This is a genomic window from Streptomyces gottesmaniae (assembly GCF_031845845.1).
Classification (GTDB): domain Bacteria; phylum Actinomycetota; class Actinomycetes; order Streptomycetales; family Streptomycetaceae; genus Streptomyces; species Streptomyces akebiae.
This window is the reverse complement of sequence record NZ_JAVRFJ010000049.1, coordinates 1-23,856: the sequence shown is the minus strand read 5'-3', so window position 1 is coordinate 23,856 and position 23,856 is coordinate 1. Positions and strand designations below refer to the sequence as shown.

At 71.2% G+C, this 23,856-nt stretch carries 19 protein-coding genes, 2 tRNA genes and 1 pseudogene; 19 read left to right on the top strand and 3 right to left on the bottom strand.

Annotation, left to right across the window (positions count from 1 at the left end; translation table 11 throughout):
• Positions 1-161 precede the first annotated feature (161 nt).
• The 3 genes from RM704_RS38665 (at position 162) to RM704_RS38655 (ending at position 3,374) form a co-directional block, all read left to right on the top strand.
• The gene (locus tag RM704_RS38665; protein WP_033525822.1) at positions 162-1,448 is read left to right on the top strand and encodes a glutamate-5-semialdehyde dehydrogenase; all 1,287 of its coding nucleotides are present in this window, start codon (positions 162-164) and stop codon (positions 1,446-1,448) included.
• Positions 1,449-1,578: 130 nt separating this feature from the next.
• Positions 1,579-2,181, top strand: coding sequence for an SCO2584 family spore wall biosynthesis protein (locus RM704_RS38660; protein ID WP_033525843.1), 603 nt, complete (start codon positions 1,579-1,581; stop codon positions 2,179-2,181).
• Positions 2,182-2,303: 122 nt separating this feature from the next.
• On the top strand, positions 2,304-3,374 hold the full coding sequence (locus tag RM704_RS38655) for an SCO2583 family membrane protein (protein ID WP_033525823.1): 1,071 nt from the start codon (positions 2,304-2,306) through the stop codon (positions 3,372-3,374).
• 88 nt (positions 3,375-3,462) lie between these two features.
• Here the strand turns inward: RM704_RS38655 and RM704_RS38650 are convergent, their stop codons facing one another.
• Complete coding sequence (locus RM704_RS38650) at positions 3,463-4,596, bottom strand: M48 family metallopeptidase (protein ID WP_033525824.1); 1,134 nt, start codon at positions 4,594-4,596, stop codon at positions 3,463-3,465.
• 98 nt (positions 4,597-4,694) lie between these two features.
• Here RM704_RS38650 and RM704_RS38645 point away from each other — a divergent pair, with 98 nt between their 5' ends.
• The 9 genes from RM704_RS38645 (at position 4,695) to RM704_RS38605 (ending at position 10,210) form a co-directional block, all read left to right on the top strand.
• Positions 4,695-4,865 carry a hypothetical protein gene (locus RM704_RS38645; RefSeq protein ID WP_033525825.1) on the top strand — a complete coding sequence of 57 codons (171 nt, stop codon included), beginning with the start codon at positions 4,695-4,697 and terminating at the stop codon, positions 4,863-4,865.
• A gap of 177 nt (positions 4,866-5,042) precedes the next feature.
• On the top strand, positions 5,043-5,210 hold the full coding sequence (locus RM704_RS38640) for a hypothetical protein (RefSeq protein ID WP_033525826.1): 168 nt from the start codon (positions 5,043-5,045) through the stop codon (positions 5,208-5,210).
• 58 nt (positions 5,211-5,268) lie between these two features.
• Positions 5,269-5,979, top strand: a complete 711-nt coding sequence (gene nadD / locus RM704_RS38635) for a nicotinate-nucleotide adenylyltransferase (protein WP_033525827.1) — start codon at positions 5,269-5,271, stop codon at positions 5,977-5,979.
• Positions 5,980-5,995: 16 nt separating this feature from the next.
• Entirely contained in the window at positions 5,996-7,792 is a 1,797-nt protein-coding gene (locus RM704_RS38630; RefSeq protein ID WP_033525828.1) for an LCP family protein, read from the top strand.
• A gap of 149 nt (positions 7,793-7,941) precedes the next feature.
• The gene (rsfS, locus tag RM704_RS38625; protein WP_033525829.1) at positions 7,942-8,388 is read left to right on the top strand and encodes a ribosome silencing factor; all 447 of its coding nucleotides are present in this window, start codon (positions 7,942-7,944) and stop codon (positions 8,386-8,388) included.
• Positions 8,385-9,053, top strand: a complete 669-nt coding sequence (locus tag RM704_RS38620) for a histidine phosphatase family protein (protein ID WP_033525830.1) — start codon at positions 8,385-8,387, stop codon at positions 9,051-9,053. Before rsfS ends, RM704_RS38620 begins: the two co-directional genes overlap by 4 nt.
• A 132-nt stretch (positions 9,054-9,185) precedes the next feature.
• Positions 9,186-9,258: transfer RNA gene (locus tag RM704_RS38615), tRNA-Ala, on the top strand.
• 400 nt (positions 9,259-9,658) lie between these two features.
• On the top strand, positions 9,659-9,892 hold the full coding sequence (locus tag RM704_RS38610; protein ID WP_005479297.1) for a hypothetical protein: 234 nt from the start codon (positions 9,659-9,661) through the stop codon (positions 9,890-9,892).
• Positions 9,893-10,137: 245 nt separating this feature from the next.
• Positions 10,138-10,210: transfer RNA gene (locus RM704_RS38605), tRNA-Ala, on the top strand.
• A 61-nt stretch (positions 10,211-10,271) separates the two neighbouring features.
• Here the strand turns inward: RM704_RS38605 and RM704_RS38600 are convergent.
• Positions 10,272-11,822 (bottom strand): annotated as a pseudogene (locus RM704_RS38600) (NADH-ubiquinone oxidoreductase-F iron-sulfur binding region domain-containing protein); the annotation flags it as partial.
• The gene (locus RM704_RS38595; protein ID WP_311592540.1) at positions 11,819-13,201 is read right to left on the bottom strand and encodes a ferric reductase-like transmembrane domain-containing protein; all 1,383 of its coding nucleotides are present in this window, start codon (positions 13,199-13,201) and stop codon (positions 11,819-11,821) included. The pseudogene RM704_RS38600 and the gene RM704_RS38595, both read right to left, overlap by 4 nt.
• 404 nt (positions 13,202-13,605) lie before the next feature.
• Between RM704_RS38595 and leuS the strand changes: the two genes are divergently transcribed.
• The 7 genes from leuS to RM704_RS38560 all read left to right on the top strand — a co-directional run bounded on the left by leuS (position 13,606) and on the right by RM704_RS38560 (position 23,761).
• Complete coding sequence (leuS, locus tag RM704_RS38590; RefSeq protein ID WP_033525833.1) at positions 13,606-16,473, top strand: leucine--tRNA ligase; 2,868 nt, start codon at positions 13,606-13,608, stop codon at positions 16,471-16,473.
• Between the two features lie 201 nt (positions 16,474-16,674).
• Positions 16,675-17,475, top strand: coding sequence for a hypothetical protein (locus tag RM704_RS38585; protein WP_033525834.1), 801 nt, complete (start codon positions 16,675-16,677; stop codon positions 17,473-17,475).
• A gap of 90 nt (positions 17,476-17,565) precedes the next feature.
• Entirely contained in the window at positions 17,566-18,411 is an 846-nt protein-coding gene (locus RM704_RS38580; RefSeq protein WP_033525835.1) for a DegV family protein, read from the top strand.
• A 219-nt stretch (positions 18,412-18,630) separates the two neighbouring features.
• Positions 18,631-19,827, top strand: a complete 1,197-nt coding sequence (locus tag RM704_RS38575) for a ComEA family DNA-binding protein (protein WP_033525836.1) — start codon at positions 18,631-18,633, stop codon at positions 19,825-19,827.
• A 68-nt stretch (positions 19,828-19,895) separates the two neighbouring features.
• Positions 19,896-22,454: a ComEC/Rec2 family competence protein gene (locus RM704_RS38570; RefSeq protein WP_033525844.1), complete on the top strand. Its 2,559-nt coding sequence runs from the start codon at positions 19,896-19,898 to the stop codon at positions 22,452-22,454.
• A gap of 4 nt (positions 22,455-22,458) precedes the next feature.
• On the top strand, positions 22,459-23,277 hold the full coding sequence (locus RM704_RS38565; RefSeq protein ID WP_033525837.1) for an arylamine N-acetyltransferase family protein: 819 nt from the start codon (positions 22,459-22,461) through the stop codon (positions 23,275-23,277).
• 67 nt (positions 23,278-23,344) lie between these two features.
• Positions 23,345-23,761: a hypothetical protein gene (locus tag RM704_RS38560; protein ID WP_033525838.1), complete on the top strand. Its 417-nt coding sequence runs from the start codon at positions 23,345-23,347 to the stop codon at positions 23,759-23,761.
• The last annotated feature ends 95 nt before the right edge of the window (positions 23,762-23,856 follow it).

Genomic DNA, 23,856 nt, shown 5'->3' with positions numbered 1-23,856 from the left:
CCGCCGGAAGCCCGCCCCGTCCCGCCGGAAGGCGTGGGAAGTCCCCCGGCGGTGTCCCTTCGCACCGTCCTCCGCCATGTCCTCCGTGGACGTGACGCGCGCGTGTCTCGCGCTGTGGAACACGCGAGGAGCCCCTCCGCCGGGCGGACTACCCTTCCTGTATGACCTCGCTCTCGCCGTACGACTCCATGACGCCGGTCAACCGCGCCGCCTACCGTGCCAAGGCCGCCGCCGCCGACCTCGCGCCGCTCCCGCGCGCCGACAAGGACGACGCGCTGCTCGCCATCGCCGACGCGCTGGAAGTCCGTACGAGTGACGTCGTCGAGGCCAACGCCAAGGACATCGAGCGGGCCCGGGAGGCCGGCACCAGCGAGGCGATCGTCGACCGGCTGACGCTCACCCCGGAGCGGATCCGTGCGATCGCCGCCGACGTCCGCGACGTGGCCGCGCTGCCCGACCCGGTCGGCGAGGTCGTCCGTGGCTCCACCCTCCCCAACGGCATCGACCTGCGCCAGGTCCGCGTCCCGCTCGGCGTGGTCGGCATCATCTACGAGGCCCGCCCGAACGTGACCGTGGACGCCGCCGCGCTCTGCCTGAAGTCCGGCAACGCGGTCCTGCTGCGCGGCTCCTCCTCCGCCCACGAGTCCAACGCCGCCCTCGTACGGGTCCTGCGGGACGCCGTCGGCGGCGCGGGCCTGCCCGCCGACGCCGTCCAGCTGGTCCCCGGCGAGAGCCGCGAGTCGGTGCGCGAGCTGATGCGCGCCCGCGGCCTGGTCGACGTGCTCATCCCGCGCGGTGGCGCCTCCCTGATCCGTACGGTCGTCGAGGAGTCCACCGTCCCGGTGATCGAGACCGGCACCGGCAACTGCCACGTCTACGTCGACGCGAACGCCGACCTCGACACGGCGGTCGAGATCCTGATCAACTCCAAGGCCCACCGCGTCAGCGTCTGCAACGCCGCCGAGACCCTCCTCGTCCACCAGGACATCGCCCCCGAGTTCCTGCCCCGCGCCCTCGACGCGCTCGCCGACGCCGGGGTCACGGTCCACGCCGACGAGCGCGTCATGGCCTACGCCAAGGACTCCAAGGCCACCGTCGTCGAGGCCACCACGGAGGACTGGGAGACCGAGTACCTGTCGTACGACATCGCCGCCTCCGTGGTCGACTCGCTCGACCGGGCCGTGGAGCACATCCGGCTGTGGAGCTCCGGCCACACCGAGGCGATCGTGACCACCTCCCAGCAGGCCGCCCGCCGCTTCACCCAGCTGGTCGACTCCACGACGGTCGCCGTCAACGCATCGACGCGCTTCACCGACGGCGGTCAGTTCGGATTCGGCGCCGAGATCGGCATCTCCACGCAGAAGCTGCACGCCCGCGGCCCGATGGGTCTGCCCGAGCTGACCAGCACGAAGTACATCGTCACCGGTGACGGACACGTCCGCCGCTAGGCCGCGGCGGGACGCGTGGGACGTCGGCAGGTTCGGCAGGTTCCTGTGAACAGGCCGGCGTCCAGCTGGCACGACGGATGAATTTCCTTACCGTCTGCCCAAATTGACCACCCAGGTCTACTCTGGATCCGTGCCGGAGGACGTGGGGGGCACGCCGTTCCCGGACGGCTGGGAGCCCGACGACGACCGCGACCGCGGGGGTATGGACGAAGAGTTCGCCTCCGTGGTCTTCGACGAGGACTTCGTCCGGGCGGCCGTGGTGCACGAGCCGACCGCTGTCGAACGTCTGCTCGCAGCGGCGGAGGCCCGTGCCGCCGCCCAGGAGGCCGAAGCCCGCCGGGCGCACTCCAGAGGAGTGCGCGGCGACGACGACCGTTACGACGACGGCTTCGGCCCCGACGGCCCCGATTTCGGCCACCGCCGCGACGGCGACCTGGACGACTTCGACGACACCGAGATCATGGACGGCCGCTACGGTCCCGACGGCCTCTACGGCAGGCCGTACGGCAAGCAGACCCGCTGGCACCGGCCCGTGGCCTGGCTCCTCGCCCTCGTGATGGGCATCGGCATGGTCGCGCTGGCCTTCACCGCGGTCTACCGGGGTGCCTCGTCCGGGCGTGGCGAGATCACGCCACCCGCCACCAGCGGCGTCGAACAGAAAACCCCGACCGGCCCCTCCGCCTCCGCGGACTACTCCCAGCCTGCGGTCTCCGCGGATCCCCGCACGCCCTGACCAGGCCTCGTACGGGCCCTGCCGGACCGCTCGGCGACGCTGCCCGAACCTGGTGAGGACCTGTCAGAAGTTGACGTGTACCACGGCGTTTACCGAGGCCTTCGAAGACCTACTCTCCAAGTATGGGCGGGCCAGGAAACCCACCTGAGGGGACTCCCGAGGGCGCCCCCGGCGGTGGAGAGGACGAATACCGATCCGTCGTCTTCGACGAATCGTTTGTCCGCGCTGCCCGCCTCCAGGAGTTCTCCGCCGACGAGCGCCTCTCCGACCACGCCCCTGCCGTGCGCCGCCGCCCGCCCATCCGCCGCGGCCTCTCCCGCCAGGCACTGATCCTCGTCCTGCTGATCGCCCTCGCCTTCGGCACCGCGATCTACATGGGCGTCCGTCACCCGTACGACACCCCGGCCGCTGGGCCCACCGAGCCGCTCAGGATGACGGTGATCCCGCTCTCCCCGCAGTCCGCGGTGCCGGGCGCCCAGGACGCGGAAACGCTGTACACGCACAGTCCCGCCGCCCAGTTCCGGATCGGCGCCGAGGGCATCACGATGCCGGCCACCCGGCGCACCGCGCACTTCACCGACAGTCAGGTCGTGTCCGCGCTGACCATCGCCAAGGAGTACCTGGTCGCCTCCGCGCTCGACCCCGAGGTCCTCGGGGGCGCCACCGTCCAGCCCGTGCGGCGGCTGGTCGACTCCGACCAGCTCGACCAGTTCGAGCAGAGTTTCGACCAGCCGGCGGCGGACGGGCGGCACGCCCCCACCGGCTGGCTGGTCCGCTTCGACCCGTCCCGCGCGGAACTCGCCGACCGGCGGATCCGCGTCCACGGCACCCTCCAGGCCGCCGAGTTCGACTCCGGCACGCTGGAGGTCGTCGCCGCCCACACCCTCGTGTACGCGCTGCGACCGACCGGCGACCAGGCCGACGCCGAGGCCTCCCTGTTCACCGTCCGGCGCGAGCTGCACTTCCGCTTCGACCAGGACGACCTGCGCACCCACCAGGCCGAGGTCGTCGTCTCCTACGTCCAGGCCGGGCCGCTGGCCTGCGCCGACGACGCCACCAACCATCTGCGCCCGCTCCTCGCCGGCCAGACCGCCAAGGCGGGCGGCCCGGCCGCGGGCACCGACCCGTACAACACGGGCGCCGCCACCGCCCTGTGCGGCACCCTCGCGCAGAGCGCCCAGCCGAAGGTGTGAGCCGGGGCTGCCCGGAAGAGAAAGCGCCCGGCACGAAGGGACGTCCTTCGTGCCGGGCGCTTTCCGTGCCGGTGGCGGTCGCCTCGCGTCATTCGTCGTCGCGGGGCCTGTCCTCCTGGGCCGTGTCCGTGCCGCCGCCCTGACCCGGGCCGGCGTCGGTGGCCGTACCGCCGCCGTTGCCGCCGCCGAACCCGCCGAAGCCGCGCCGGACCCGGCCACCGAGGTCACCCGCGCCGCCCGCGATGTCGCTGACCAGCTTCATCAGCGGGTCCTTGGAGTTCTTCACGCTGCTCGTGTAGTGCGTCGCGGACTCGCGGAAGGAGTCGGTCACCGAGGTGTCCTTGTCCTCGCTGCGCCGCGCGTAGTGCCCGTCCATGATCCGCTGGTAGTCGCGGGACTCGGCCCACTTCTTCAGCTCGGCCGCGCGCACCGTGGTGAAGGGGTGCGAGCGGGGCAGCACGTTGAGGATCTTGAGGACGGAGTCGCGCAGATCGCCCCCGGCCTCGTACTCCTCGGCCTGCGCGAGGAACGCGTCCACGTTCATCTCGTGCAGGTGGTTGCCGCCCGCGATCTTCATCAGACCGCGCATCGACGCCTGGACGTCCTGGCCGACCAGCAGACCCGCCCGGTCGGCGGACAGCTCCGACTTGCGGAACCACTCGCGCAGCGCGGTCACGATCGCCATGATCGCGAGGTTCCCCAGCGGGATCCACGCGACCTTCAGGGCGAGGCTCGTCAGGAAGAGCAGTATCGTCCGGTACACCGAGTGGCCGGAGAGTGCGTGGCCCACCTCGTGACCGATGACGGCCCGCATCTCCTCCTCGTCGAGCAGCTCGACGAGCCCGGTGGTCACGACGATGATCGGCTCGTCCAGACCGATGCACATCGCGTTCGGCTGCGGGTCCTGGTTCACGTACATCGGCGGGACCTTCTCCAGGTCCAGGATGTAACACGCGTCCCGCAGCATGTCGTTGAGGTGGGCGAACTGCTGGTCCGAGACCCGTACGGAGTCGGACAGGAACAGCAGCCTGAGGCTGCGCTCCGGCAGCAGACCGCTGAGCGCCTTGAACACCGTGTCGAAGCCGCTGAGCTTGCGCAGCGCCACCAGCGCCGAGCGGTCCGCGGGGTGTTCGTACGCCCGGGAGGAGATCCCCTCGAAGCGCCTGCGCTGCCTGCTCGGCACGTTCTCGTGCCCGTTCTGCTCGTGGCTGTCGTCCGGCATGTTTCCCCCATGCTCTGTTTGCCCATGTTGCCCCCGAAGCGGGGTCCAGCCTAGGCGGAGTTACCGTGGCAGGGCATCAACCGTAAGGAGCGATCTCGATGGGACATCTCCCGCACCCGCCCGCGTCCGCCTGGCTCACCGAGGCCGCGGACGTCGCCGCGAAGGAACAGGGAGCGGGCAATCTGCTGCGTGTGGTGCTGATCGTGATGGTCCTGGGCTCCGTCCTGATGGCGTGGCTCCTGCGGCGTGGATACAAGCGGGACGACTGACGCCCGCCGACGACAAGGACGCCGGCGGCGCCCGAACGGTTGTCTCGTACGGGAACTACGCGTTCCGCGGGGCCTCCGTTCATCCCTGGGCGGAGTCGGCGTGATCGCCGGCGGACCCCCCGCATACGATGGGCGGGTCTTTATCCCGATCCCACACCCGGATAGGTCACGCCGACGATGAGCTTCCACAGCACCGCTGCCGACTTGGTCACTTTCGCCGCCGAGGGCGGCGGGGAGCACAGCGGCAACCACGAGAGCCTGAGCCCCTACCTGACCGGCGGCGGAGCCTTCCTCGCCCTGATGCTGCTGCTGTGGATCACCACCCGCTTCAACCGCGATCGCTAATCCGCGCAAAAGGACGTTCGAACGGTGCGCGTCAGCCGGGCCGGTAGGCTCTCCACGCATGGGAGAGCAGGAAACGCCTACCGGTCCGGAGCTCGACAGGGCGGCCGACCAGGCGAACGACACCAGGGACGGCCGGGCCGACAGCGCCTCCGGCGCACCGGGAAACCGCCCGTCGCAGCCCGGTAGGCGCCGTCTCGGCGTCATGGGCGGCACGTTCGACCCGATCCACCACGGGCACCTGGTGGCGGCCCAGGAGGTCGCGGCCCAGTTCGGCCTCGACGAGGTCGTGTTCGTGCCGACGGGCCAGCCCTGGCAGAAGTCCCACCGCTCGGTCTCGGCGGCCGAGGACCGCTATCTGATGACGGTCATCGCCACGGCCGAGAACCCCCACTTCTCGGTGAGCCGCATCGACATCGACCGCAAGGGCCTCACCTACACCATCGACACCCTGCGCGAACTGCACGAGCTCAACCCCGAGTCCGACCTCTTCTTCATCACCGGCGCCGACGCGCTCGGCCAGATCCTGACCTGGCGCGACGCCGAGGAGCTGTTCTCCCTCGCGCACTTCATCGGGGTCACCCGTCCGGGTCACACCCTGGCCGACCCGGGCCTGCCCGCGGGCGGGGTCTCGCTGGTCGAGGTCCCGGCGCTCGCCATCTCCTCCACGGACTGCCGTGCGAGAGTCGCCAAGGGCGACCCCGTCTGGTACCTGGTGCCGGACGGCGTCGTGCGTTACATCGACAAGCGGCAGCTGTACCGCGGCGAGTGAGCCGAGAGGGGCACCGGTGAACGACCGATACGACGCCGGCTACGGGGGCGGCGAACAGAGTTACGAACTCGTCGGCTACGACGAGTACGGGCAGCCGGTGTACCGACAGGCGCCCACCCAGCAGGTGCCTCAACAACAGGCGTACGACCCCTACGGAACACAGCCGTCCCAGGGGCAGCACCAGGGGTACGGCCAGGGCTACGGCTACGACCCGTACGGGACCGGCCAGGACCAGCAGCACCCGCAGGGGTACGGCACGGGTTACGACACGGGCTACGACACCGGTCGGCAGGCACCGGGGCAGGGCTACGACCCGTACGACCCCTACGGCCAGACGGCCGTCACCGGCCTGCAGGCCCCCGTCACGGAGCAGACCGCCTACATCCCGCAGCAGTCGGCACCGCCCACGACCGCCGGGGAGAGCGGGCCCCCCGCCGACGACGTCTCCCCGGAGGGCGACTCCGGGGAGCGGGAGTACCGCACCGAGCAGTTCGCCTTCGTCGAGGAGCCCGACGGTGACTCCGAGGACGTCATCGACTGGCTGAACTTCACCGAGAACCGCACCGAACGCCGCGAGGAGGCCAAGCGGCGGGCCAAGAGCCGGATGGTCGCCCTGGTGGTGGTCCTCGCCCTGGTCGCGGTCGGCGGCGTCGGCTACCTGTGGTGGGCGGGCATGCTGCCCGGGGCGTCCTCGGACGAGCGGACCGGCACCACCACCTCCGCGGCCGCCCAGAAACGCGACGTGATCGTCGTCCACCTGCACGACACCAAGGGGGGCGGCACCTCCACGGCGCTGCTGGTGAACAACGCCACCACCGAGCGGGGCGCCACCGTCCTGATCCCCAACGCCCTCGCCCTCACCGGTGACGACGGCACCACGACCACCCTCGCCAAGTCCGTCGACGACGACGGCTCCTCCGGCACCCGCGACGCCCTCGACACCGTCCTCGGCACCGACATCGAGGGCACCTGGCGGCTCGACACCCCCTACCTGAACAACCTCGTCGGCCTCGTCGGCAACATCGACGTCGACACGAACACGGACGTGCCCGACCCCGAGGCCGAGAAGGGCGCCGCGCCCCTCGTCACCAAGGGCAAGGCGCAGACCCTCAGCGGCAAGATGGCCGTCGCCTACGCCACCTACCGGGCCTCCGGCGAATCGCAGGACGCGCAGCTGAAGCGGTTCGGCCAGGTCATGCGGGGGGTGTTGCGCAAGCTGTCCGCCGACGCCCAGGCCGCCACCGTCACCGTGCAGACGCTGGCCCAGATCCTCGACCCCTCCCTCAGCGACAAGGACCTCGGCACGTTCCTCGCCAAGCTCGCCGACCACGCCAAGGGCGGCGACTACACGACCGAGCTGCTGCCCGTCCAGCAGGACGGCACGCTCAGCGCCGAGGACTCCGACAGCGTGGTCAAGGACCTGCTCGGCGGTGCCGCGAAGAGCCCCGACGCCGGGGACGCCGTCCGGGTGGGCATCCGCAACGCCACCGGCGAGAAGGACGCCACCGAACAGGCCCGTGTCGTCGTCCTCAACGGCGGCTACACGTTCCTCGACGCCGGCACCACCGCCACCGCCCAGGCGACCTCCCGGGTCACCTACTCCGACGCGGCCCGCAAGCAGGACGCCATCGAGGTCGCCAAGACCCTCGGCCTGCCGACCAGCGCCGTCAAGAAGGGCGAGACCACCTCCAACGCCGATGTCTCCGTCGTCCTCGGCCAGAACTACGAGACGACGGAGCCGACCGGGACCACGGGGACGACCGGTGCGACGGGCACGACCGGCACCACCGGCGCGACCGGCACCGCGGGCTGACCGGACCGGGCGATCGACAGCAGGCCCCGGAGCCGCCCTCTCGGCGCCGCTCCGGGGCCTGATCCGTAAACCGTGGGGCGGTGTCGGTGGGCCGTGAGATCCTTGCAGTAGCCCGTGAGGGTTCCTGACCGACGACCGAAAGCCGTGTAGTGACCGCCACAGACCGCTCCCTCGAGCTCATCCACACCGCCGCACAGGCGGCCGCCGACAAGCTCGCGCACGACGTCATCGCGTACGACGTCAGCGATGTGCTGTCCATCACGGACGCCTTCCTGCTCGCCTCCGCGCCCAACGACCGCCAGGTCAAGTCGATCGTCGACGAGATCGAGGAGCGGCTGAACAAGGAACTCGGCGCCAAGCCGGTCCGCCGTGAGGGCGACCGCGAGGCCCGCTGGGTGCTGCTCGACTACGTCGACATCGTCGTGCACGTCCAGCACAGCGAGGAGCGGGTCTTCTACGCCCTGGAGCGGCTCTGGAAGGACTGCCCCGAGCTGGAGCTGTCCGCCGACGCCAAGGCCACCCGCGGCAAGGGCGAGGAGCACGCCAAGCTGCGGGCAGCCGAGGAGGAGGCCGAGCTGGGCGGGGAGCTGCGGTGACGGGCGGCATCGACGCGGCGGACCGCAAGGGCAGGGGCCGCCGCCTGATCCTGTGGCGGCACGGCCAGACCTCGTGGAACGTGGAGCGCCGCTTCCAGGGCACCACCGATGTCGAGCTGACCGAGACCGGCCTCGGCCAGGCCCGTCGCGCCGCCCGGCTGCTGGCCTCCCTCAAGCCCGACGCGATCGTCGCCTCCGACCTCGCGCGCGCCGCGAACACGGCCGCCGAGCTGGCCGCGCTCACCGCTCTCGAGGTCAGCCACGACGAGGGCCTGCGCGAGACCTATGCCGGCGTCTGGCAGGGCCTCACGCACGACGAGATCATCGCCCGGTACGGCGACGAGTACGCCGCGTGGAAGCGGGGCGAGCCGGTCCGCAGGGGCGGCGGCGAGCTGGAGACCGAGGTCGCCGACCGTGCGGCCCCCGTGGTGCTCCGGCACGCCGACAAACTCCCGGAGAACGGCACCCTCGTGGTGGTCAGCCACGGCGGCACCATCCGCACCACCATCGGACGCCTCCTCGGCCTGGACCCCCACCACTGGGAGAGCCTCGGCGGCCTGTCCAACTGCTGCTGGTCCGTCCTCGGGGAGGGCGCCCGCGGCTGGCGGCTCCTGGAGCACAACGCCGGCACGCTCCCCGAGCCGGTGCTCGGCGACGACGACTGAGCCCCGTAAGAGGCCTGGTCACACGGCTCGGGAGCCGGATTTCACTTTCCGGCTGGTCGCAGGCTAAAGTTCTTCTTGTTCGCCCCGCCGAGCGGGGCGAAACACCGAGTGACCGCCGTCCGTGTGGCACAAGGGGCTATAGCTCAGTTGGTAGAGCGCCTGCATGGCATGCAGGAGGTCAGGAGTTCAATTCTCCTTAGCTCCACAGATTGGTACAGAAGATCCCGTTCCCGTGAGGGAGCGGGATTTTTTCGTGTGTGACCTGCGTCCCTTCTTGAGCACGGGTGGCTCCGGAGGCGTATACCTCTGCGGACGGCCTTCTTTCCCGCTCCGTGCTTGGACTGGTACGAAGGCGTCGCTGACCGTATTGGTCCGGCCGTGGCAGAATCAAACGGCCGGAAGGGGGCGCGGCCCGACGGGAGGGAGAAGCGATGCCTGCGAGCATCCGCGGGAGGGTCCACGACCTTCCCGGTGCGGTGGTGATGCGGAGCAAGACCACCCTCCTCTGCCCTTCCTGCGGCTCGCTCCACGTTGCCCAAGTCCTCGGTGACAACGGAGGGATCTCCTACGTGTGCACGGCCTGCGGCCACAGCTGGAGCTGATCGATGGGTGCACACAGGAGAAAGTGCGACTGGTGCGGCAGCGGCACCCCCATCGTCCGCGACATGGAGCCCGTCAACGCCGACTACCAGTACTGGTGCGAGGAATGCGCCCGGGCGCTGATCATAAAAGGCGACCCGATCGAGACGTACCGTGAGCTGGAGGGCGAGCCGATCTACGGCCGGCTCCTCGAAGAGCACTGCACGCTCAAACGCTTCTACTCGTTCGTGACGGCCTGAGCGTCAACTCGGCGCCCGTCCCCGGCTGCCGCACGTCGTAAGGCCGCCACGGTGCCCCAGCGGCCTCGTGGCGGCCGTCGGCGGACGGGAGCGTGAACGGCGGTCGAGCGGTGGGCCCTTCGAAATCCGGCAAAAGCACCCCGATCCATTCATAGTTCGCACCTGCCGGAAACGATTTGGTGGTGCGCGTGGGGGACCGGTAATGTTGGCGTCGTCGCCAGGGGAACCGGGCGGCAACACAGCAAGGGGCTATAGCTCAGTTGGTAGAGCGCCTGCATGGCATGCAGGAGGTCAGGAGTTCAATTCTCCTTAGCTCCACAGAAAAGACCCCGTCCAAGTGGACGGGGTCTTCGCGTTGTTGGCGACGACGACGGCATACGGAGGAGGGGCGGTTGTCCTCCTCGATGCGCAGGGCGAGCGCGGGGCAGCGGCGCACCGCGCGCAGTGCCTTCGCCTCGGCGTACTGCGGGACCTTGGCCTGGGCGACGGTGGGGAAGCCGTCGGCGCCGAGCTGGAAGACCTCGGGGAGGATGTCGGCGCACAGGCCGTGGCCCCGGCAGAGCGTCCAGTCGACGAAGATCTTCTGGCGGCTCGCGCCGCTCTCCTCCTCGCCTCCTCCGCCCGGGATGCCGGTCGGCATGCGGCCACCCTCGAAGAGCGGCAGCACGCCCTCCACGGGCCGGCCGCAGCCGTTGCCCAGGACGTGTGCGGCGAGGTCGTCCGTGAAGGCCTTGATGGTCGATTCCAGGAACATCGCGGAGCCGTCCGGGTGCGAGCAGGCGCCGCGCCGCTTGACGTTCTTCGCGACCTGCTTGAGGGCCTCCAGGGCGGCCGGGCCGCCGCCGTTGAGGATGTCCTCCATACCGCGTGCGGCGGCCGGCAGGCCGAGATAGCAGGGACCGCACTGGCCCGCGCTCTCCTCGGCGAGCCACTTGGCGACCTGCAGCGACTCGCCGAGCGGGCAGGTCTCCTGGCTGATGGGCAGGATCGCGCCCGCGCCGAGCGCGCCGCCCACCGCGTCCAGCGAGTTGCGCGAGACGACCGCCTCGTTGACCGTCGCCGCGTCGATCCACTTGCCGTGGTAGCCGCCGGTGAGTACGCCCTGCGGGACCGGCGGGGCGCCGGCGAGCTGCAGGATGTAGCGCAGCGGCACGCCGGTGGGCGCCTCGATCACCATGGGGCGGGCCACCGCGCCGGAGACGGTGAGCATGACGGTGCCCGGCTCGTCGTACAGGCCGGTGTTGCCGTACCGCTCGGAGCCGATGCGGGCGCCGATGGCGAGCTGGGCGAACGTCTCCGCGTTGGAGAGCAGCGTCGGCGCGCCACCGACACCGCTCTTGGAGGCGCTGGTCTTGCGGCCGGGCGGGATCGGCGGTCCGCCGTCGATGGAGCGGATCAGCGAGCCGGCGGCGCCGGTGACCATGCGGACCGGGTTGCGCTGCACGCTCGCGCGGATGGCGGCGCCGCGCCGGTTGCTCAGCCCGCGCTCGGAGAGGGCGGCCTCCATCGAACGCTGGGTGGATTCACGTGTCACCCCGATGACCAGCTGGCGGGCGCCCAGGGCCTCGGCGACCAGCAGGGCGCCGTCCAGGATGAGGTGCGGGGCACGGTTGATCAGCACCGTGTCCTTGCGGCAGGCGGGTTCGTCCTCGCTGCCGTTGACGACCACGACGGGTCGGATACCGCGTTTGATCGCCGACTCGGCGACCGAGCGCAGCTTCTTGTGGAACGGGAAGCCCGCGCCGCCCCTGCCCTTCAGGTTGATCCGTTCGGACAGCTGGGCGAGTTGCTCGCCGCCCATCGGTTCGAGCGGACCGTGCACCTTCAGGTGCATGGGGAGGTCGAGTCTCTCGACGAGGTCGAAGCCCGAGGTGAGCTGGGGGAGCCCCACCACTCGGACTTCGGGGACGTCGGGAAGGGCCTCGTTCACTTAAATCCTCCGGAAGGCGCGTTCCAGGGTTCGCCTGAGCCCGGCTGGTTGTAGTCCTCGTAGCCGGACAGCGTTTCAGTGGCGGGACCGCTGTTGTACGTGTCGTTCGGGATGTACGTGCCGTAGGGGGCGTTCGTCTCAGCCGTTCCGTAGGAAGTTTCGGCGGCACCCGTGTTGTACGTCTCGCCCTGGTAGGCCTGGCCCGGATACGCCTGGCCCTGGTACGTCTGGCCGCCCAACGGCTGTCCGGCGAAGGTGTCCTGCATCGGGTCGTACGCCGACGGGGGCGCCTCGCCGACCGGCGGCGGCGACGGAGCCGGCCAGCGGGTGCTGCCCGTGGTCGAACCGTCGTCCATGCGCGGCATGGCCTGCGTGGGCTGCATGTCCAGCGGCGGCTGCTGCTGGGTCAGATAGGGCGCCGTGGGCTCCGAGGCGCGCGGGGTCATCGACACCGCGCGGTACGCGGCCGCGAAGCCGGGGCCGCTGTCGGCCGAGGCGGCCGCGCGCTGCGGCGGGACCAGCGGGTCGCCCAACGGGGGGTTGCCCTGTCCGCCACCGAAGCCGGGCAGGGGGAACTGGCCGGTGTCACGCATCTGGTCACGCCGACCGCCCTCGCGGCGTCCGCCGCTCTCGTCCAGGCCCTGGAGGGCCGAACGGGACTTCACGAGGTCGTCGACCTCGGGGGGCCGCTGGCCGTCGGTGCCCAGGAGGGCGGCGACGCGCTCGACCACCTGGCGCTTGACCTCACGGGGCGCGGCGCGCAGCAGCAGGGCGGCCGCGACGGCGATCAGGCCGGCGGAGTAGAGGATCACGAAGATCGGCTTGGCTTCTCGACCCGCGTAGAGTCCGTGCACGAGCGCGAAACACCAGGCTGGGTAGGCCATCATGTGCATCGCTCGCCAGCGTGCCGCGACCGGCGCCGGGGACGCGAAGTTGCTGCGCAGCGCTCCGGTGATGGCGACGAAGATCATCATGGAGCCGGCGGTCGCGCCGAAGCCGATGAGCGCGCCCGAGCCCGCCACGCCGAGGGCGAAGGGGAACAGGGCGATCGCGGAGACGTGGTTCAGTGCCAGCTTGACCGAGACGTGGAGCACGAGGAACGCGACCGCGGCGATGGCGGTCGTCCGGTGGACGGCCTGGCCGATGATCCGCTGACGCACCGTGAGCAGGGTCCGGTCCTGGGCGACGAGCCCCCAGAGCACCGAGCACGTCAGCGAGACGAGCGAGAGGACGCCCGCGCCGAAGTCGAGGAACTCCCGGTACGCGTCACCTCCGATCAGCACACTTACGGGTATCAGCAGCAGAGCGGCAGCTGTGGCTATCCCGTAGGCCGAGCGGCCTGTCTGGGGCAGCGAGCTGTTACTGCGACGAGGGTTCATGGGGGCAACTCCGAACAGTTCGGGAAAGCGGTCCCGTCGTCGAACTGTAAGTGGTGCCAATACCGGGCGGTACGAGGTTTGAGTTATTGCGTTGTTATCAAGGGGCAATCTCACATCTGTGTTGTCCCTTAGTGGCTGTTACGCGAAGTAAGATTTGAATAAAGTTCAACATTTTTGGCCGGATCTCGTGGCCGACACGCGGCGGGTCCGTGCTCATCGGGGCTGCGGTACCCTGATCGCATGCGTGCCGTACGCCTTCTGCTTAGCGGGCCGCGCTGATCAGTCCCGACCGCCGTTGACGGCGTGGTCGGCATCAGCGCGGCGTCCCCTCCTGTGCGAGGGGATTTTTCGTTTCCTGGACGAACAACCCGCCGGCAGAGACGATCGATGGAGCTTTGAGGATCATGAGCGAGACGAACCCCGCTGCCGCCGAAGTGGCCGCGCACCGCTACACGGCCGCCGTCGCGGCCGAGATCGAGGCACGCTGGCAGGACTTCTGGGACGCCGACGGCACCTACGCGGCGCCCAACCCCACGGGCGACCTGGCGGGCGACGCGGAGGTGGCCGCCCGGCCCAAGAAGTTCATCATGGACATGTTCCCCTACCCGTCCGGCGCGGGCCTGCACGTCGGGCACCCCCTGGGTTACATCGCCACCGACGTCTTCGCCCGCTACCAGCGGATGACCGGCCACAACGTCCTGCACACCCTGGGCTTCGACGCCTTCGGCCTGCCCGCCGAGCAGCACGCCGTGGCCACCGGCGAGCACCCCCGGGTCACCACCGAGGCCGCCATCAACAACATGAAGTCCCAGCTGCGCCGGCTGGGCCTGGGCCACGACAAGCGCCGGTCGTTCGCCACGATCGACCCGGACTACTACAGGTGGACCCAGTGGATCTTCCTGCAGATCTTCAACTCCTGGTACGACGACGAGGCGAACAAGGCCCGCCCGATCGCCGAGCTGGTCGCCCAGTTCGAGTCCGGTGAGCGCGCGCTGCCCGGCGGCGGCTCCTGGAGCGAGCTGAACGCCGGTCAACGCGCCGACGTCCTGGGCGAGTACCGCCTGGCGTACGCCTCCGACGCGCCGGTCAACTGGTGCCCCGGCCTGGGCACCGTGCTGGCCAACGAGGAGGTCACCGCCGACGGCCGCTCCGAGCGCGGCAACTTCCCGGTCTTCAAGGCCAAGCTGCGCCAGTGGAACATGCGGATCACGGCGTACGCCGACCGGCTGCTGGACGATCTGAACGAGCTGGACTGGCCCGAGGCCATCAAGCTGCAGCAGCGCAACTGGATCGGCCGCTCCGAGGGCGCCCGCGTCGACTTCCCGATCGACGGCGAGCGCATCACCGTCTTCACCACCCGCCCCGACACCCTGTTCGGCGCGACCTACATGGTGCTGGCCCCCGAGCACCCGCTGGTCGACAAGTTCACCCCGGACGCCTGGCCCGAGGGCACCCACGACGTGTGGACCGGCGGTCACGCGACGCCCGCCGAGGCCGTCACCGCGTACCGTGCGCAGGCCGCCTCCAAGTCCGACGTGGAACGGCAGGCCGAGGCCAAGGACAAGACCGGCGTCTTCACGGGCTCGTACGCCACCAACCCGGTCAACGGCGAGCGGATCCCCGTCTTCATCGCCGACTACGTCCTGATGGGCTACGGCACCGGCGCGATCATGGCCGTCCCGGCCCACGACTCGCGCGACTTCGAGTTCGCGCGCGCCTTCGAGCTGCCGATCGGCTGTGTGGTCGAGCCCACCGACGGCCGCGGCACCGACACCTCGACGTGGGACGACGCCTTCGTGTCGTACGACGCGAAGATCGTCAACTCCACCGGTGCGGGCGTCTCCCTGGACGGCCTGGGTGTCGTCGAGGCCAAGGCCCGCATCACCGAGTGGCTGGAGCGGTCCGGCATCGGCGAGGGCACCGTCAACTTCCGGCTGCGCGACTGGCTGTTCAGCCGCCAGCGGTACTGGGGCGAGCCCTTCCCGATCGTCTACGACGAGGACGGCGTCGCCCACTCGCTGCCCGAGTCGATGCTGCCGCTGGAGCTGCCCGAGGTCGAGGACTACAGCCCGCGCACCTTCGACCCGGACGACGCCGACACCCAGCCCGAGACACCGCTGTCGCGCAACGCCGACTGGGTGAACGTCACGCTGGACCTGGGCGACGGCCGGGGCCCGCGCCCCTACCGCCGTGAGACCAACACCATGCCCAACTGGGCCGGTTCCTGCTGGTACGAGCTGCGCTACCTGGACCCGCACAACTCCGAGAAGCTGGTCGACCCGGAGATCGAGCGGTACTGGATGGGCCCGCGCGAGGGCCGGCCGCACGGTGGCGTCGACCTGTACGTCGGCGGCGCCGAGCACGCCGTGCTGCATCTGCTGTACGCGCGCTTCTGGTCCAAGGTCCTGTACGACCTGGGGCACATCTCCTCCGCCGAGCCGTTCCACAAGCTGTTCAACCAGGGCATGATCCAGGCCTACGTCTACCGTGACAGCCGAGGCATCGCGGTACCGGCCGCCGAGGTGGAGGAGCGCGACGGCGCCCACTACTACCAGGGCGAGAAGGTCTCCCGTCTGCTGGGCAAGATGGGCAAGTCCCTGAAGAACGCGGTGACGCCGGACGAGATCGCCGCCGAGTACGGCGCCGACACGCTGCGCCTGTACGAGATGGCGATGGGTCCGCTGGACGTCTCCCGGCCGTGGGACACGCGCGCGGTGGTGGGCCAGTTCCGGCTGCTGCAGCGGCTGTGGCGCAACGTCGTCGACGAGACCACCGGTGAGGTGACGGTCGTCGACACCGAGCCCGGCGAGGACACCCTGCGGGCGCTGCACAAGGCCATCGACGGTGTCCGCCAGGACCTGGAGGGACTGCGGTTCAACACCGCGATCGCCAAGGTCACCGAGCTGAACAACCACCTGACCAAGGTGGGCGGCCCGGTGTCCCGCCCGGTCGCCGAGGCACTGGTCCTGCTGGTGGCTCCGCTGGCCCCGCACATCGCCGAGGAGCTGTGGCGCAAGCTGGGGCACAGCGACTCGGTCGTGCACCAGGACTTCCCCGTCGCCGACCCCGCGTACGTCGTCGACGAGGCCGTCACGTGTGTCGTCCAGATCAAGGGCAAGGTCAAGGCCCGGCTGGAGGTGCCGCCGACCATCTCCGAGGAGGAGCTGGAGAAGGTGGCCCTGGGTGACGAGAAGGTGGTCGCGGCGCTGGCCGGGGCGCCGATCCGGAAGGTGATCGTGCGGGCGCCCAAGCTGGTGAACATCGTCACGTGAGTGCGGTGTGAGCCTCGCCGCGCGGCCGCGTGGTGACCTGCGGTAGCCGCAGGTGGACCCACCGCTGTCGGTCGGCGGCGGTTCGGGGTCGTCCCCTACGGGCAGGTTCCGGGTTCCGATGGAACCTGGGACCTGCCTGTTGCGTTTACCGTGGAAGAGCGCCGCAGCACATGCCCGTGCCGGTCGGAGAAGGAGCGCGTCGTGGAAGCCGTCATCGCAGTCGTCGCCCTGTTCTTCGTGCTGTTCGTGGTCCTGGGCGCGTACGCCACGGTGAAGGCGGTCGGCGCGGCCAAGCGCGGCGTGGACCGTACGATCACGCAGGCCAAGCGGACCGTCGAGGACACCACCCTGCGCGCCAGGAGCCTGGCCCAGCCCGGCCCCGCCGGGCAACTGGCCGACCTGCGGCTGAAGTTGCGCACCTCCATGCGGGCCACCCAGGAGGCGCTGCGGGCGGGCGTCGGCGAGGACGAGTCGCTCAAGGAGTCCCTGGCCCTCTTCGAGCAGCTCAGCAAGCACGGCCGTGAGCTGGACGACGAGCTGCGGCGCCTGGAGCCCGAGCCCGACCGCGCCAAGCTGGCCCAGCGGCTGCCCGCGCTGCGCGAGCGCACGGAGCGGGTCGTCAAGTCCGCCGACTCGCTGCGCTGGGCGGCGCACGACCGGGCCCGCAAGTTCGCGGAGGACGACCTCGACACGCTCAGCGCGCAGATCGACGTCGAGGCGGGCGCGTTGCGGCACTGGACGACGGAGCCCGCCGCGGTGTGGCCCGAGGCGCCCGAACCCGAACCGACCGCCACCTCCGGGCAGACCTGGCAGGAGACTTCCGAGTCGGGTGGAGCCCGGTCCGGTGGTGCCAGGCCCAGTGGTGCCGGATCCGGTGGGGGCGCGTCCCGCGGCGGGGAGGCCCCCGGTGGTCAGGAGCCGACCAGGCCGGCGATCACACCGCCGAGCGCGCGGCCGACCTACCCGTGGCAGAAGAAGCCCCGTCCGGAGAGCACCACTTGAGCCGCTCCGCCCGGTCGGGCCGCTCCGCGCGGTCGCGGGTGACAGGGGCCGGGCTGCCGTCGGCGCGGCTCGGCGGGTAACCTCCAGCTCATGTCCCGCCATGTCGCGATCGTCACCGATTCAACGGCCTACCTGCCGCCGCCGGCGATGGAGCGTCACGGCATCACCGCGGTGCCGTTGACCGTGGTCCTCGGCGACCAGGCGCTCGAAGAAGGGACCGAGATCTCGGCGCGCTCCCTGGCCCAGGCGCTGCAGAAACGACGGTCCGTCACCACCTCCCGCCCCAGCCCCGAGCTGTTCGCCGAGACCTACCGCAGGGTCGCGGAATCGGGTGCCACGGGCATCGTCTCCCTCCACCTCTCCGCCGAGTTCTCCGGCACGTACGACGCGGCCGTGCTCGCGGCACGCGAGGCACCCGTGCCGGTGCGCGTCGTGGACACGGGGATGGTCGCCATGGCCCTCGGGTTCTGCGCCCTGGCCGCCGCCGAGTCCGCGGAGGCGGGCGGCACGGTGGACGAAGCCGTCACAGCCGCCGAGAAGCGGGCCGCGGGGACATCCGCGTTCTTCTACGTCGACACCCTGGACTACCTCCGCCGCGGCGGACGGATCGGTGCGGCACAGGCCCTGTTCGGTTCCGCGCTGGCGGTCAAGCCGCTGCTGCAGCTGGAGGGCGGCCGTATCGAGATGCTGGAGAAGGTCCGTACGGCGTCCAGGGCGATCGCCCGCCTGGAGGAGATCGTGGCCGAGCGGGCGGGCGGGGCGCCGGTCGACATCGCCGTCCACCACCTCGCGGCGCCCGAGCGGGCCTCCGCGCTCGCGGAACGGCTGCGGGGGCGGGTGCCCGGGCTGGCCGATCTGCATGTGAGCGAGGTCGGGGCGGTGATCGGGGCGCACACCGGGCCTGGGTTGCTGGGGGCGGTCGTCTCGCCTCGATGAGGCGGGTGGGGGCGCTGGTCTCGGTCTGGTCACTCGTCTCGGGCTGTTCGGCGGTCTCGGGCTGTTCCCTGGTTTTCGGTCCGTTCGCCGGTCTCGGCCCGTTCGCTCGATTCGGCCCGTTCATTCGTGTGGGTGACGGAGTTATCCACAACTGGGTAGTAATCCACGGGAATTGACCAAGATCATCATGGGTGGGTGAGTCTGCCCCATCCTCGTGCCATGGCACTTCGATCACGTTCACGCACGGCCATGGTCACCAGCGGCCCCGGCCGGGGCCCCTCCTCCGACGGACGCGCCCGACACCACCACCCTCGGCGGCCGAGGGGGCGGGCCGGCCGCCGTCACCAGGCATCGGCGGAGACTCTGCGTCTGCGCGCGGAGGCGTTGTTTCCCGAAGCGGCCAGGGAGCCCCGGGAGTTGGGGCATGGACCGCCGACGCAGGCGCCCAAGGGGAGGACGGAAGGTGCGGTCCCGGACGCCGGTGGACCGGCTGGGGAGCGGGCCGTGAGCTGTGGAGCTCCTTCGCGCATTGCCGGCCCCGGCAGGGCTGATGACCGGGTTGCGTCTGTTTCGGGAGCCGACGGCGGGGCTGGTGACCGGGTTGCGTCTGTTTCGGAAGTCGGTGACGGGGCCGTCGGTCGTGACCCGAGGAGTGCGTGGCGCGAGCGGGTGGGGCCTGCCATGCGGGACCGACTGCCGTTGTGGTTGCAGCTGCGGTGCGGCCTGGAGCGGAAGAGTGTGGTCGCGCTGAGCGTGGTGCTGGTCGTCGCGGCGGTGTTCTCGGCACAGCACTTCTGGGCGGGCCGGACCCAGTCGGTGAGCGCACCCGAGGTGGTGCGGGCGGGCGTGCCGGGTGCCTCGGCGGCGCCAGGGGGCACGCAGGCACCGTGGGGTGAGCCCGGAGACGGCGGCGTGGCGGCGGTGCAGGGCGCCTCGTCCGGGGCGGTGGACTCCTCGGCCGGGCCCACGATCGTGGTGGACGTCAGCGGCAAGGTACGCAGACCCGGCATCCAACGGCTCCCGGCCGGTTCGCGGGTCGCCGACGCGCTGCGGGCGGCGGGCGGGGTGCGGCCGGGAGCGAACACCGACGGGCTCAACCGCGCCCGGCTCCTCGCGGACGGCGAACAGGTCCTGGTCGGCACTCCGGCGCCGGTGGCCGGAGCGGGCGTGAGTGGCGGTGCTGCGGCTGGGGCAGGCGGAGCCGCGGCGGGATCGGCGCCCACGGCCCCCGTATCGCTCAACACGGCCACCGCCGACCAACTGGACACATTGCCTGGCGTGGGCCCCGTCCTCGCCCAGCACATCATCGACTACCGCACCCAGCACGGCGGCTTCCGCTCGGTGGACGAGCTGCGTGAGGTCAACGGCATCGGCGACCGCCGCTTCGCCGACCTACGGAATCTCGTACGGCCATGAGGGCGACGGCAGAGGAAGAGAGCGCGTCGGCGGGGGCCGCGGTGCCCGGCGCTCGGCTGCGATCCGCCGTGCACGCGGCCGCCGGTAGCCGACTCGGCGACGCGCACCCCAGGCAGGAGGGGCCCACGGATCTGCGCCTCGTCCCACCGGCGCTGGCCGCGTGGGCGACGGCGGCGCTGACGGTGCACGCCTCGCCGGGGTGGGTCACGGCTGTGGTCCTGGTCTGTGTGGTGGCGGGGGTGATTCTGCTCGTCTTCCGGCAGGGGCAGGGGCAGGGGCAGGGGCAGGGGCAGGGGCAGGGGCAGGGGCAGGGGCAGGGGCTCGCTGGGACTGGGTATCGGCAGAGGCATGCGTGCGGGCGTGGGCGTGGGCGTGGGGGCGGGGTCTGGACGAGGGTGTCCTTCGCCGCGGTGCTGCTCTGCGCGGGCGCGGCTGCGGCCTCCGCCGGGCTTCACGGGGCGGATCTGCGGCGAGGGCCGGTCCCCGGGCTGGCCGAGCAGTACGCCCGGGTGACGGCGGACGTGGAGCTCACCTCCGACCCGCGCCTCACCCGCCCTCGGATCAAGGGCAACCGCGCGGCCCCGGCCGCAGTGCTCCTCCAGGCCGAGGTACGGCGCGTGCGGAGCCCGGACGGGGCCCTTGTCGCCACCCGGACTCCGGTGCTGGTCATCGTCGACGTGGAGGCGGGTGCCGGGCGGGCGGCATGGCTCTCGCTGCTGCCGTCCACCCGGGTGCGGGTGGTGGCGCAGGCCGTGCCGGCCATGGTCGGGGGAGATCGGGTGGCGGGCGTGCTGCGGGTGCGGGGCGGTGGGGCCCCGGTCGTGGTGGAGGGGGCGAGCGCGGTGCAGCGGGTCGCGGGGCGGTTGCGCGCGGGGCTGCGGGAGGCGACCGACGGGCTGGACGCGGACGCGCGGGCCCTGTTGCCCGGGTTCGTCGTCGGGGACACCTCGCGGGTCACGGCGGAGCTGGACGAGGCGTTCAAGGCGACCGATCTCACGCATCTCCTTGCTGTCAGTGGCGCGAACTTCACGATCCTGCTGGCCCTGTTCATCGGCCCGCCGGGGCTGGCTCAGCGGGCCGAGCGGAAAGGGCTGGCGCCCCGGCTGGGGATCCCGTTGCGGGCGACCGCGCTGGCCGGTGCGGCGCTGACACTCGGCTTCGTGATCGTGTGCCGGCCCGACCCGAGTGTGGTGCGGGCCGCGGCGTGCGGTTCGATCGCGCTGCTGGCCATCGCGACCGGGCGCCGCAGGTCCCTCATCCCGGCACTGGCGACGGCGGTGCTGCTGCTGGTGCTGTACGACCCGTGGCTGGCCCGCAGTTACGGCTTCCTGCTGTCCGTCCTCGCGACCGGCGCCCTGCTCACCCTCGCGCCTCGCTGGAGTGCGGCGCTGCGGCGGCGCGGGATGCCACCGCGTCCGGCCGAGGCGCTGGCGGCGGCGGGAGCCGCGCAGGCGGTGTGCGCGCCGGTCGTGGCCGTGCTGTCGGCCAAGGTGAGCCTGGTGGCGGTGCCGTGCAACCTGCTGGCGGAGTTCGCGGTGGCCCCGGCCACGGTGCTGGGGTTCGCCACCCTGGCGACGGCACCGATGGCGATGCCCGTGGCCGAGGGCCTTGCCTGGTGCGCGAGTTGGCCGACCGGCTGGATCGCCGACATCGCCCGCACCGGGGCCTCGTTGCCCGGCGCGGGTGTGGACTGGCCGGGCAGCTGGGCCGGCGCGCTGCTGCTCGGCATGGTCACCGTGGTCGTCGTCCTCGTCGGACGGCGGCTGGTGAGCCATCCGTGGTTGGTGGGGGCCTGCCTGATGGCGTTCCTGCTGGTCGTGGTGCAGCCACCGCCGCTGACCAGGGTGATCACGGGGTGGCCGCCGCCCGGATGGCGTTTTGTGATGTGCGACGTGGGCCAAGGGGACGCCACCGTGCTCGCGGCGGGCGACGGGGCCGGGGTGGTCGTGGACGCGGGTCCCGATCCGGTGCTGGTCGACCGCTGTCTGACCTCGCTCGGCATCACCGACATTCCGCTGGTGGTCCTCACGCACTTCCACGCCGACCATGTGGTGGGGCTGCCGGGGGTGCTGCGGGGGCGCTCGGTGGGGGCGATCGCGACGACGGGGTTCGAGGAGCCCGTGGAGCAGGCCGCGTTCGTGCGCAGGGAGGCGGCGGCCCGGCGGATCCCGCTGACACGGGCCGTGGCCGGGGAGGAGCGGCGCACGGGCAGCCTCGCCTGGCGGGTGTTGTGGCCGCCGGGAGACGCGGTCACGCCGGAAGGACCGAACGACGCCAGCGTCACCATGCTCGTCCGCTCGGCCGGGCTGACCCTGCTGCTCCTCGGCGACCTGGAACCGCCCGGCCAGAGGGAGCTGGCGAGGTCTCCGGAGGCTGCCGCGCTGGCAGCCGTGGACGTGGTGAAGGTCGCCCACCACGGTTCGGCCTACCAGGATCCGGGGCTGATACGGGCCATGGCTCCCGAGCTGGCTCTCATCTCCGTGGGCGCGGACAACCCGTACGGTCATCCGGCGCCCAGTACGGTCGCGGCGCTGCGGGCCGGGGGTGCCACGGTGCTGCGTACGGACGAGGACGGCGCGGTCGCCGTCGCGGGTACGGCGAAGGAGTTGCTCGTGGCGAGAGACTGAGGGCATGGACACCGCAGAGCTTGACGCCTACCTTCACCGTCTCGGGGCCGAGCAGCAGGCCTGGCCCACCGTCGACCTCCTGCGTGAACTGCACGTGCGCCATCTACGGGCGGTGCCGTTCGAGAACCTGTCGATCCACCTCGGAGAGGAGATCGTCCTGGAGGAGAAGCGCCTGCTGGACAAGGTGGTGGGGGCGCGCAGGGGCGGCTTCTGCTTCGAACTGAACGGGTTGTTCGGGGCGTTGCTCTCGAAGCTCGGGTTCGACGTGACGCTGCTCGCGGCCCGGGTGTACGGCGAGGAGGGGCGGCTCGGTATCCCGTACGACCATCTCGCGCTGCGGGTGCGGACGGTGGATGGGGGCGACTGGCTGGCCGATGTCGGGTTCGGGGCGAACAGCCACTATCCGCTGGAGTTCGGGGACCGGGCCGAGCAGGACGATCCGGGCGGCGTGTTCCGGGTGGCCGAGGCGGACCGGGAGAGCGGGGGCCGGGAGTTCGGGGACCTGGACGTGTTCCGCAACGGCAAGCCCCAGTACCGGTTGGAGACACGGCCGAGGGTGCTCGGTGACTTCGTGGCCGGGGCCTGGTGGCACAGCACCTCACCGGCCTCCCACTTCACCCAGTCCCTGGTCTGCTCCCGGCTCACGGAGAACGGCGGTCGCATCACGCTCAGCGGTCGCACGTTCACCGTCACCTCGGCGGAGGGCGACCGCGAGGTGACCGAGCTGGGCTCGGACGCGGAGGTGCTGGCGGTGTACCGGGACCGCTTCGGGATGGAGTTGGACAGGGTGCCGGAGGTGGGGGAGGGGCGGGGGGTGGGCTAGGCCGTTTCGTCTGGATCACCGAACCCCTCTGTAGCCTGGCGTCGCTGTATGTCGGGGGGAGCTGACCGTGGGAAACGTCCTGCCCGTGGCCATCGGGGCCGCTATCGGACTCATAGGGGCCGTGTTCGGGGCGTGGTTCACCGCGCGCCGACAGGACCGCATGTGGCTCCGCGAACAGAAGCTCAAAGCCGGGATCGGCTTCAACACGGCCGCGGTGCAGCTGCTCGACCACCTCAAGGAAACGCAGCTGAGTGACGACGGTCCGGGAGCCAACGAGTTGGCGAACCGGCTGCAGGAAGCACGCTCAGCCCTCTACCTGCTCTGCTCCGACGACACCGTCGATCTCGCCGATGCCCTCGCGCGTCGGGTCTGGAGCACCCGGCCCACCGAGGGCAGGGACGACCGCCGAGCCGAGTTCCGGGAGACGCTGGACCTCCTGCGTCGCTTCACCCGCCAAGTCCGGCAGGAGATCGCCAGAACGTAGTCCGCACTGGGCACCCCGGGTGCCGTCGCCGGCCCTCATCCGCAGCCGGGTGTGGACGACCTCCGGGAGATCGGAGGTAGGGCGGGGGAGGGGAG